The organism is Veillonella sp. VA139 (assembly GCF_003992005.1).
Lineage (GTDB): Bacteria > Bacillota > Negativicutes > Veillonellales > Veillonellaceae > F0422.
Genome location: NZ_RQVL01000012.1, coordinates 54,317 through 65,673 on the forward strand (window position 1 = coordinate 54,317; position 11,357 = coordinate 65,673).

Annotated in this window: 11 protein-coding genes; all 11 read right to left on the reverse strand. The window is 38.1% G+C overall.

Annotated features, from left to right (window positions below; translation table 11 throughout):
• Position 1: 1 nt before the first annotated feature.
• Entirely contained in the window at positions 2-160 is a 159-nt protein-coding gene (locus tag EO125_RS09845) for a hypothetical protein (protein WP_164726450.1), read from the reverse strand.
• A gap of 178 nt (positions 161-338) precedes the next feature.
• Entirely contained in the window at positions 339-1,259 is a 921-nt protein-coding gene (locus EO125_RS05710; protein ID WP_127148052.1) for a hypothetical protein, read from the reverse strand.
• 143 nt (positions 1,260-1,402) lie between these two features.
• Complete coding sequence (locus EO125_RS05715) at positions 1,403-3,127, reverse strand: TM1812 family CRISPR-associated protein (protein WP_164726451.1); 1,725 nt, start codon at positions 3,125-3,127, stop codon at positions 1,403-1,405.
• A gap of 366 nt (positions 3,128-3,493) precedes the next feature.
• A complete protein-coding gene (locus EO125_RS05720; protein ID WP_127148054.1) occupies positions 3,494-4,501 on the reverse strand; it encodes a nucleotidyl transferase AbiEii/AbiGii toxin family protein in 1,008 nt (335 codons plus the stop codon).
• Complete coding sequence (locus EO125_RS05725) at positions 4,494-5,099, reverse strand: DUF6088 family protein (RefSeq protein ID WP_127148055.1); 606 nt, start codon at positions 5,097-5,099, stop codon at positions 4,494-4,496. The genes EO125_RS05720 and EO125_RS05725 overlap by 8 nt, the downstream gene beginning before the upstream one ends.
• Positions 5,100-5,263: 164 nt before the next feature.
• Positions 5,264-6,532, reverse strand: coding sequence for a glycosyltransferase family 2 protein (locus EO125_RS05730; RefSeq protein ID WP_127148056.1), 1,269 nt, complete (start codon positions 6,530-6,532; stop codon positions 5,264-5,266).
• Between the two features lie 12 nt (positions 6,533-6,544).
• Entirely contained in the window at positions 6,545-7,216 is a 672-nt protein-coding gene (gene pssA / locus EO125_RS05735) for a CDP-diacylglycerol--serine O-phosphatidyltransferase (RefSeq protein ID WP_009353835.1), read from the reverse strand.
• Positions 7,209-7,844, reverse strand: a complete 636-nt coding sequence (locus tag EO125_RS05740; protein WP_127148057.1) for a phosphatidylserine decarboxylase family protein — start codon at positions 7,842-7,844, stop codon at positions 7,209-7,211. The genes pssA and EO125_RS05740 overlap by 8 nt, the downstream gene beginning before the upstream one ends.
• A gap of 52 nt (positions 7,845-7,896) precedes the next feature.
• Positions 7,897-8,622, reverse strand: coding sequence for a WecB/TagA/CpsF family glycosyltransferase (locus tag EO125_RS05745; RefSeq protein ID WP_127148058.1), 726 nt, complete (start codon positions 8,620-8,622; stop codon positions 7,897-7,899).
• 101 nt (positions 8,623-8,723) lie between these two features.
• Positions 8,724-8,912, reverse strand: a complete 189-nt coding sequence (locus EO125_RS05750; RefSeq protein ID WP_009353866.1) for a 4-oxalocrotonate tautomerase — start codon at positions 8,910-8,912, stop codon at positions 8,724-8,726.
• A gap of 94 nt (positions 8,913-9,006) precedes the next feature.
• Entirely contained in the window at positions 9,007-11,043 is a 2,037-nt protein-coding gene (gene recG, locus EO125_RS05755; protein WP_127148059.1) for an ATP-dependent DNA helicase RecG, read from the reverse strand.
• Positions 11,044-11,357 lie beyond the last annotated feature (314 nt).

An 11,357-nucleotide genomic window follows, 5' to 3' on the forward strand; every position in this document is an offset into this window, starting at 1 on the left:
CTTATCGCTCCACAGTAGCAATAATTTTTACAATACGACCACATCCTGCTTCACGAGCTTTCACCTTGTTCGCTGCTTCGCTACGGGAATGAACACTTTCATAGGCAGTATGTACCGTCGTGCTATTAGGATAGTGAAATTTGACCATGTATCGTTTCATCTCTTTTGTCCTTTCTCTTATGAAAGTATTTACTCTCGAAATACCAATTAACTTAATTATAAAAAACTCTCTCAACTAAGGCAATAGTTTTTTTGTGTATACACAAATGCCACCGTCTCACCATGAAATGTCATAGGCAAGATGGTGGCTTTCTCTGTCAGGGATTACCTGCTATACGTTATGCAATTTGTTCTACAATAGACTGACATTTTGTATCGATTAATACTTTCACAGCCGTCACATACTCTTTCATCAGTAACTGTACCTGCTCTTTTACATATAAGTTTAAATCACTAAGTTCCACGGCACCGGCAAGGTCCCTCGACAGTTCTTGCGCCGCATCCCCCATATCACCATAGATATAACATGTATCAAAACCAAGTAGAGATAAAAATCCTTTATCACGTATCATATCGTGTACTTCAATATAGTCGATATATCGCTCAGGTTTATGATAGTATCCCTTTTCAAAGTCTTGCACGATGGTGTTCACCCAATAGGCATTCGTATCCAAGCTATTCAAGGTATCTAGCACTTCTTGCAGGGAAGGTACTACAAAACACTGTGTAAACTGACTATCCAATGAAATAGTATCGCCACAAGTAGCCACGATGGTATTCTGCAACTCTTGTAATACCTGACGGATCTGTTCGTTACATTGCTGGTAGATACCATCCGATTCTAAGGAAAGATAATTACGTACAGGAAACTTTGTTTCTCGTAGGATTTCTTGATATGCTTCTGTATCATCATCCTGTCCGAACGGGTCCGCTACATATTCCACTTCATTGGTCCAGTCATATCGTTTTAGCGTCCGATCTACATAGGTAGCAATCATCTCTTTCACAGCTTCTTTTCGTTGGCTATACACTTTTTTAGTGAAATATGCTAAACCTGCTTTGCGAGCCCCACTTGCAGTGCTGTGCTCATCCTCTCTAGATTCCAGTGCTGCAATCACATCTACGCCGAAAAAGTACTGTAAATCCTTATTACCTGCATCGAATTGGCCACATTCAAAACGGCTTACATCCTCTAGTAGTGCATTCACTTTTTCTTTTGCCTGTTCTACAGCAGACAACACTGTTTCTTTTTGTTCCATACATCCTCCTTAAATGAGTAACAATATTCTAACTAGAAATCACATGTTCTCTCTCTTCTATGTCCCCAAGTATTAGAACTATGTGCTCTATGCTATTAGTATGCCATATGAAAGTGACATATTTTGTCATTGGCAATACTTTTTTATATAATATTTCTATTTTTTTCTAATTCTTCTTCCACTGTTACATTGCCGAGCCACTGTCCAGCTTGCAAAGACGATACCAAGGTAGCTACTGCTTCTTTCACCATATCACTAGTGATAACCAAAGTTTTATCTGCTGCATGGTTAATATTGTTGCGAAGATGGCGAATGTAATGAAATTCCACCAAGAATTGTAACACTTCTAATTGTGGTAAATCTGTTTTTGCACTGCCATAAGCAAGCATAGCTTGGCAATCACGGATTAGCTTAATGCGTTGTTTTTGGAACGTCTCCTCCGCTACAGACTCCAAAGATTCCTCATCCTCTTCATCAAAGCAAACACCTTTGTACAAATCAAATCGCTCTACCAATTCTGCTGTCGGTGCTTGTAAGAATTGACGGATGAACGCGCCGTAATCGGATGCACTTTGTTGTAAGAATTGATAATATTGTTTATGGTAACTGATGCTAGTGCATTGGATTTCATAGTATTCACGTAAATATCCTTCAATCTCTGGGTATTGCGCTTGGAAATACATGACATCCACAACAGATCGTATATTTTGCTGTACATGTAAATAGGCTGGGTACAAATCATGGATGAATTTTACAATTTTTTCCTTGTTATAGGAGAACTTCTCAAAGGCTTTTGTCACTTGGTTTTTGTTGATTGCCCCACGCAATTCATCACGAATCACAGATAACTCTGCTCCTACTGTATCACCACCAGCCACACTAACTGCTTTATTCCCCGCATAATCACGGTACGTAATGACAAAACACTCTTTCCAAGTCCGTTGCATCGAGTCAATTTCTTTTTTAAATAACACTTCCATGTCAGTACGATCGGTGTAGTAAACACCTTTATTGAATAAGATCGTTGGCACCCATTCTGTACTTAAGGTTACCGATTGTTGGTATAAACCGCATTGTAAGCACCATTGAATCATAGCTAATTGTAATTCTTGACTATGAACAGTAGCATCTAATAAGTCCCCTAAGCTTTCTTTTAAGGTTGGTAAGTACTGTAAGAACGCTGTATCCACTTCGCTATTGGCTGTGATGGATTCACAATCTTTAATACCTTGACGAATGGCATGAACGGCAAAATCCATATCATCCCCTTTACATAAATGAGCTGCCTCTGAGAAGTCCCCTAAGGAACCTACTAAGTATTCAATCTCTTTATGCACTGGATGTTCCTTCACTAATTGAGCTAACATATCTGCTCGTCCAAATCGTGCAAAGGCTTCCACTGCACAGTGAACTGCTCCAGATAGTACTGAAATCGTGTTGCTTTGATCTGATTCTGATTCCACTAAGTCCTTAGTTTGTGCAGATAATTGCGCATTCTCTGCACTATCAACCTGTGCTTGAACCACCTCTTGACTTTCTACAGATACTTGCATTTGAGCCATCACATCATCTTGTGCTAGTTCTACTGGCATAGATACCGTAGGCTCTTTCACAAGCCCCTCTATAATATCTATTTCTGTTTGTACACTAGTACAAGGTACTACTTGGGATTTTACTACCTCAGTAATTGTGCTAACTGTAGGTTGTCCATGTACATTAACTTTTGTTCCAAGCTGACTAGGATGTGCCATAGGCACGACTACCTTTGATGTGTCTTGAGATACATCAAACCAATGTGTTCCTGTGTGTACATTCTGTTGTTTTTGCTTCGCTGTAATTGATTCCATTAATACTTTCCAAAAATTCATAATCATTTCCTTTCCGTGGTCTTATACCACTTTCAAAACACTAAGTATGAGTACAGTATACCCATCGGTAATGACATATTTTGTCATTGGCAATAGAGATTATAAAATTCTTTTGCCTCTCTTAGTATATAGAAAAGTGAATTTTTGAAATGACAAAAGTCCCGATAGTTGTGGGACATACTATATTTAGTTTTATAATGTATTAGTTTTTTAATATATTTTGGATCTATAATATTTTAGGGATTCTATCATATATTTTTTAGGAGGAGGGATAGCAAAAGCCCTGTTGCCATACGTGAACTGCAACAGGGCTTTCCAAATACAAAAGACGATAGTACTTCACTACCGTCTATATGTAAAAATAATCTATTTATTTTTTATAATTTCATTTAAGTCATACTCATATTCTTGTAGAGTCTTTATTATTCTATGAAAAGGTATTTTTTCACCAAACAGCATTTTTTTCATACTATCATAATCTTCCGAAAAAACTGTTAATCCTTCTTCAGCTGGAATTAACTTTAATTTACCCTCTAAAATTTCATCATATTTTGCCCAATTACTTGCATAAAATTTTTTCTTAAAGTCAATTACTGCCTTTAGTAACTTAATATTTTCAAAGCTTTTTTCTTTAATATCTGTTAATAACATTTTATACACATCATAGAAATGTCTTGAATACCTTGTGGGATAATTTCCATTTACTCTATTGGCCTCTCTATGAAGTATTGTTAGTTTTTCAAAAAAAGTACGTAAACTATCTACTGCAATAACCTCTATATTTTCATTAAATACGTCAGGATACACATCTTCAATATAGGTAGTAATCCTTCGATGATTCACCGGAATTGGTTCTGCCAGGCACCCAATTTCTAATCGTATAACTTGTAAAATAGAGCTATCTGTATGACTTTTAGGATAATCAAAGCAGATGGTCTGTCCATCCACTTCATCAATATAAAAATTCCATGATTTACCTTTTAGAATCTTATTAAAATCATTTTCTAAAATAGGAAGTAACTCATGTTTAAGAAATACTTTTGTATCATTATTTAGTGCATCATTAAATTTTATTTGTTTAGTATTACTTCTATCTTCATACGGTTCTCTTTCACCATAACCTAATATCTTCCAATCCAATGCAAGATCAATATCTTCTGAAAATCTTTCAATAAGTTTATATACTTTTGATAAACTAGTACCACCTTTGAATACAATGGCATCTTTATATTTAAATTCACTAAACAAATAGTCCAAAATCATGCAAACCCATAAATCTTTTTCTACAATAACTTTAGACAAATTAAGTTTATCTGAGGTACTATCAATGACAAGTTCTAACTCTTCATTTGAGATTTCTAATAGTTTACTCATAGTTAAGCTCCTGTATTTTTGTGAAAATTTCTTGCATCCAAAAAGGAATTTTTACAACATCTTTCTTTAAATCTTCTTTCACATATTTAGCAAATATAGCAAGTTTTTGTATCTCATTGTCTCCTATTTTATTTTTTCCCAAAGCCTTTATCGCTTGTATTAAAATAGATAATTCTTTTGAGTAAGTTGTTATATGTCTATTTGTGGTGCGTTTAAAAACTATTTTTTTCCCCCTATACATATACTCTCTATAAGCGCCATCAGTAATATAAATATACTCATTAGGAACCTGTGTAGACAGTCCTGTATAGTTCAAAGCAGTTTCCCCAGCAGGTGCTATAGTCCAAGAAAATTTTTCTGCCAATTTATCTGCCACTACGCTAGCATCTGGATAAATATATTCTTTTAAAACTTGACTATATTTAGGCTTTGTATACAAGCCATCCATAAGCCTTACAATCTTTTTTTCTTCATGTAAGCGATATAGTGCTGATTTGACGGTATTTTTTGTACCTAAATGATAGAAATCATGTATAGAAAAAATTTTCCCTAGGTTTTCTGTCATATTCTCTTCTATTTGATTTGCTATGGTCATCATCTATACACCTCCTTGCACCCAAAATTATATACTTTTGGGTGCAAAAGTCAATACATAAATAAGAATATTTCCACATAATTTCAGCTTCAATCCCTTAACTCAAACATTCCAACAAGCATACAAAAAGCAACAGAACCAAATGATCCTGTTGCTCTTATCATAGTTTATTCTTTTGTTTTTCGACTGGTATCGCCCATACGGGTTAGTTTCACTTCCCCTAATGCTACCCCACGGGTATGTTGTGTATGGGACCATACTTTATCGTGGCGATTCAAATATCCAAGGAACGTAACTGGTACCCAAGAATAAATAAATAACGGATACAATAAATAATACAACCACACTTTTGGTGGCACTTTAATTTGTGCTAACACAATGAGTGGAAATAAATATTGTCCAATACCGATAATCTGCCATACTTGTACTGGCAAGATTTGGTAAATAATATTCGTATACAACGGTACAATACCATTGATATAGGTCATAATAATATAAAATGCTGACAGTAATAAGAAGTAGGGCTGTGTAATCTGCACAATTCCATCTAGAATTGTCCATTTTCCTTTCTTAATACCTTGTACAAACAGCTTTGGAATATATCGCTCCCCTGTGTCAAAATGCCCTTGAGCCCAACGTTTCCGCTGATTCCAAGACTGCATAAAGGTCAATGGCTTTTCATCATAGACGATAGCATTGTGCGCCCATGTTGTTTTCACCCCATGGATCAATAGTTTCAAGGAAAATTCCATATCTTCCGTCAAGCTATTACATGACCAACCATAGTCGCGGATAATATCTGTACGAATACACATACCCGTGCCACCCAAGGCTGTGGACAGTCCCAAGTTATATTTCGCCAAGTGCCACATGTGATTCACCATCCAAAAGGCAATGGCAAAGGTACCAGCCACCCATGTATCGGTTGGATTCTTCGCATTCAAGTACCCTTGAATCACTGGTTCCCCTTTTTCCAAATGACGATTCATTTCATAGAGGAAATGAGGGTGCACTAGATTATCCGCATCAAAAATGACGAATGCATCGTACTTGCGTTCCATGGCGAATACTTTGTCAAACATCCAGCCCATGGCATATCCTTTACCCACTTCTTCTGTGTTAAAGCGTTCATACACTTCAGCACCAGCTTCACGGGCAATCCTAGCGGTGTCATCTTTACAATTATCTGCCACCACAAAGATATCATATAAGTGGCGAGGATAATCTAAGACTTGTAGATTATTCACCAATTGACCTATCACGGCACTTTCATTATGGGCACAGACGATAATAGCAAAGGAATGTTTCGGCGGACATTCTGTTTTATCATTTTTATGCCACATGCCACAGACCATCAACACAAAGTAATATAAGGTATAAAATACGATAATTACCTGTATGGGAATCATAATTAGGTCAAACCAAACGTAATTCATCCTAGTTCCTTCCTATTTACGAATGTTGTTGATGATAGTATTACTAATACCATATACAGCATATAATACAAAAATCAATACCGGCCAAGAGCGATAATCCATCAATAGGCAAAATACGCCACAACCTACAGTAATACCTACGGCAATGGGTTGCACTGGATCGCTACCTTTCCCTTTGAAATCTGGATGATGCACATTGCTGACCATCAAGTAACCTACGAATATCATAGCTAACATCAACGCCACATCAGGAATACGAACACCACTTAACACATACGTAGCTGCCATACAACCTGCTGCAGGAATCGGTAACCCTTGGAAGTAACCGTGTACTTCTTCTGTCATAATGTTAAATCGTGCCAATCTGAAAGCTCCCAACACAGAGAATACCAACAATGGCACATAGCCTAACCAACCATAGTGATCTAGGCTCATCATATACAGCATAAAAGCTGGAGATACGCCAAAGCCAACTACATCGGCTAAAGAATCTAATTCACGGCCAAAATCTCCAGAAACACCCAAAGCACGAGCAATCCGTCCATCTAAGCCATCGGCTAATAAGGACAAAAGCACACATATGGCTGCCCAAGTAAAATTACCTGTAGCAGATAAACTAATGCCTATCACACCGAAGGCTAAATTTGCTGCTGTGCAAAGATTGGGAAATATAGACTTATTCATCTTTCACCCTCCCAATAATCGTTTCTCCACCAACTACATGTTGTCCTTTTGTAACGCAAATTTCTACATCTAATGGAACAAATAGTTCTGTGCAAGATCCGAATTTAATCATACCATACAAGGTACCTTGCTCTAAGGTATCTCCTACATCTGTCCAAGACACGATACGTCTAGCCAATAACCCCGCAATCTGTGTCACCACAATTTCCATCTTATCATTTTTAATGCTAATTGTATGACGTTCATTTTCGTAGCCTACTGAATCTTTATAGGCTGGCAAGAAACGACCTTCTGTATATTGACGAAATGTAATTTCACCTGCCATTGGCGCCCGATTCACATGGACATCAAAAACAGATAAAAAAATCGTTACTTTTTTACATTGTTGATGTAAATATGTGTCCTCAAACACCTCTACTACTTCCATCACTTTTCCATCTGCAGGTGATACTAACACCTTTGGATCATTAGGAATACGGCGATTAGGATTTCTGAAAAAATAAGTAAAGAATAATGCCAGTACAAATGGTATAATTCCTAACCACCATGATAGAAAGTAGCCTACCAGTGCTGTCACAACTAGACATGCACCGATTAAAGGATATCCTTCTTTAACAATCAAACCCATACTAAACCTCTCTTAACTAGTAATAGCTCCACCAAGACACGACTCCACTGTATCAATGTTTATGGCGCCATACAGTCCACATAAATTTAGGCAATGCTAACATACGAATAATACGTTTCGGTTGCAATGCCAATCGATATAACCACTCTAAGCGGTTTTCTTGCATCCATAGAGGTGCACGCTTTAGCATACCTGCTAGTACATCAAAAGAACCACCTACACCCATGGCTACAACACCATCTAAATGGGACAATTTGTCTTGAATCCAAAACTCTTGCTTTGGCACCCCAAAGGCAACAAATACTAATTGAGCGCCACTACATTCAATATCGGCAAGAATTTCAACTTCTTCTTCTGCAGTAAAATATCCTGAATGATAGCCCACCACTGGCAATTCACCAAGTTCAGCTGTCATGTTCTCGATGGCTTTTTGCACAACTCCCTCGGCTCCACCTAAGCAGTATATCTTAATATTATGTGCTTTAGCTGCCTTCAATAACTGTTGCAATAGGTCACAACCTGTCACTCGTTCTGGAAAACGCTGTCCCTGTTGTTCTGCAGCCCATAATGCGCCAGCTCCATCAGGTACAACGAGATCAGCTTGTTGCAGAACCTCTAACAATCTTTGATTTTCCTGTGCCATCATAATCATTTCTGCATTGGCCGTTGCCACCATATGTAATTTTGGCTGTCCCACTAATGAAAGCACTTTATCTACGGCTTCCGTCATCGTTACCACATCAATTGGGACGGATAGCACATGTATTTGATTCTGCACCATTCACCTCATCTACTCTAGTATGTAAACAAGAAGGACAGGACATATGAAAGAGTTTAACCCTATCATAGACCTATCCTTCTGGTAGGTAATTTTCCTAATTATTTCTTTTCGCAGCGCATAACGCCAGCTTCCATATAATTGTCAGCTTTCATGTCCACGAAAATTACTTTTACCGCTTCTGCAGGTACTTTAACAGTTTCTACAGTCGCTTTTGTAATCGCTTCACCAAGAGCTTTCTTTTGTTCGAAAGTACGACCTTCCACAAGTTCTACATGAATAATAGGCATGAGTCTTTCCTCCATAACCACTACGTATCTATAGCACTGTGCTACAGATAAAATCTCACTCTATTGTATCATATTTAGCCCTCACTAAACAACTTTAACTATACAAAATACGCATATACTGTGGTCCAAAGCGTGTTTCCATTTGATGCCGCAAAATCGATTGCACTTCATCAAATCCGTGGGATTGTAAATATGCTTTAGCATCTTCTCTTGCTTCCACAAGAATAGGTATATCCTTGATGATGTTCGCAACTTTCAAATCTGGCAATCCCGACTGAGCCAAGCCAAATAATTCCCCTGTGCCACGAATGAGCAAGTCTTGTTCTGCCAGTTCAAATCCGTCTTGCGTTTGTTCCATCAGTGAAAGTCGAGTTTTGCTATCAGGGTTTTTGCTATCGCTAATTAGAATACAATAGGCCTGCGCCGATCCACGACCTACACGACCTCGCAATTGATGCAACTGTGATAAACCAAACCGCTCCGCATTATGGATACACATAATCGTCGCATTCGGCACATTCACGCCCACCTCAATCACCGTTGTGGATACTAACAAATGAATCTCTCGACGATAGAACGCATCCATGATTTCTTCTTTTTCCTTTGGACGCATGCGACCATGCACCAAACCTACACGATAGTGTGGCTCAAAGTATTCTTTATATTCATAATAAATCTGTTCTGCCGCTTGTAAATCCATTTTTTCAGACTCTTCCACTAATGGGCACACTGCATAGACCTGACGACCTGCTTGCATTTCTTTTTCAAAAAAAGTAAGTAATCGCTCTTTATAGGACGAATCTACAGCGTAAGTCTTCACTGGCTTACGACCTGGAGGCATTTCCTTAATCAAAGAAACTTCCAAATCTCCATAAATGGATAAGGTCATCGTCCGTGGTATAGGAGTCGCCGTCATGATTAACACATGAGGGTGATCTCCTTTTCGTTGTAATTTCGCCCGTTGTTCTACACCAAATCTATGTTGTTCATCCACTACAATCAGTCCTAGTTGATGAAACACTACCTTGTCTTGAATTAATGCATGAGTGCCTACTATGACATCGATGTCTCCTCGTTCTAAGGCATCATAGAGATCTTGCTTTTTTTTCGTTGAACCTGTCAACAATGCCATTCGTATTGGTGCATCTTGAAAAAGCTCCTGAAAGCTTTCAAAATGTTGTGTAGCCAAAATTTCTGTCGGTGCCATAATCGCCCCTTGGAATCCATTTTCTACTGCCTTCGCTAATGCCAAAGCAGCTACTACCGTTTTACCAGAACCTACATCACCTTGCACTAACCGCTGCATAGCTTGGGGCTGTTCCATATCCTTAGCAATCTCTCCTAATGCTTTCTCTTGATCCCCAGTCAAAGTAAATGGTAAGCCTTTTCTAATTCGCTCCACTAAAGATCCATTTTTGGTCATAGGGAATCCCCCTTGCCCCTGTTCATGGGCACGAAGGAGTACTAGCCCCATTTGCATAATCCATAGTTCTTCATAGGCTAATTGTTTGCGTGCCTCTTGATACCGTTCCCAAGATGTAGGAAAATGCATCTCCCGAAAGGCATCATAACGGCTCATGATAAACTTATTCCCCATCACATCTTGCGGGACCACATCTTCTAAAGTGCCATTATGGTCAAACCAGTTTTTTATGGCCAATCTGATCCCCCATTGTTTCATACCTTCCGTCAAACCATAAACAGGTACAATACCACGGTCCATAACTTGCCCTTCTTCTATCAGTTCCACTTGTGGTGTATTCATTTGGTAGGCCCCATAGGCATGTTCTATCTTCCCATAGGCATAGATATGTTGACCTGGTTTATAAAAGTTTTTCTTATAGGCTTGGTTAAAAAAGGTCAAGTTTAATTGACGTATCCCATCAGATAGAGTAACCGTTAGAATATGCATACGTGGTCTTGGGCGTTTTTCACTGACTCGTACTACCTGCCCTGTCACCCCTACTATCTCTCCTATAGGAGCTTCACAGATCGCATACACTTGCCGTCTATCTTCAAAGGTGCGTGGGAAATAATGCAACAAACCTGTTACCGTATAGATTCCTAATTTATTCAATTGTTTCACTCGTTGCGGTCCCACGCTCTTAATGGATTGCAATTGTTCGTTCATATTCTATCCGTACTCTTTCCTATCCTACGTCGTTTTAGTAAAAGTGTTTCTTGATGCTTTATATTATACCATAGAGAGACCATCTAATAGGAATCCCACCTAAAAATGGACACAAAAAAAGAAGGACACTTTTTTTGAAAAGTCACGTGTGTTAGGCGTTATATCAAAGTGTCCTTCTTATATTTAATTATATTTAAATTATACACCTTGTTTAAAGTAAACGCAAGTCATATGTTAGTTAGTGTAAAATGTTTGTGGGAAAATAAAATAGCAAAAGAAGGTCAACCTTTGTTACAATGAATGTATTCCAAAAA